Here is a 589-nt window from a genome sequence, read left to right on the forward strand (position 1 = left end):
TTAAAGATAAATAACAAACAAGTTTGTTATTTTTATCAGCTTTTCCAAATTATTAAAGAACGTCGAAACATAAAGCTTCTGGGCTTAAAAAAGCCTAAGAGGAACAACATAAACCTCATGATGTTTTTCTTAGGCTTCTTGTAGAGTAAGTGGTGGAGCTAAGCAGGATCGAACTGCTGACCTCCTGCGTGCAAGGCAGGCGCTCTCCCAGCTGAGCTATAGCCCCACTGAAACTCTTACAGAAAATGTAGCACACCAAAATACTATTGAAGTAATTTCGTTCTAATCAAGGCAGTTAATGACGACGTTTAGTTCGCTAAACGAGTTATTAACTAACGCAGAGTAGGGCGAAATTGGTAGGTCTGGGCAGACTTGAACTGCCGACCTCACCCTTATCAGGGGTGCGCTCTAACCAGCTGAGCTACAGACCTATCTCAGTATCACTTTGTGTGACTACTATGTTCTTACATCTAATCAAGCAATCTGTGTGAACACTCAACAAACGTTGAATATCAATTTAGGTAAGGAGGTGATCCAGCCCCAGGTTCCCCTAGGGCTACCTTGTTACGACTTCACCCCAGTCATGAAC

2 tRNA genes and 1 rRNA gene are annotated in these 589 nt (G+C 42.4%); all 3 read right to left on the minus strand.

Annotation, left to right across the window (positions count from 1 at the left end):
• Positions 1 to 150: 150 nt before the first annotated feature.
• A tRNA-Ala gene (locus GFB48_RS17385) sits at positions 151 to 226 on the minus strand.
• A 128-nt stretch (positions 227 to 354) separates the two neighbouring features.
• Positions 355 to 431: transfer RNA gene (locus GFB48_RS17390), tRNA-Ile, on the minus strand.
• 91 nt (positions 432 to 522) lie between these two features.
• Positions 523 to 589 (minus strand): 16S ribosomal RNA (locus GFB48_RS17395); the annotation flags it as partial.

This window comes from Paraferrimonas sp. SM1919, assembly GCF_010993985.1.
GTDB lineage: Bacteria > Pseudomonadota > Gammaproteobacteria > Enterobacterales > Shewanellaceae > SM1919.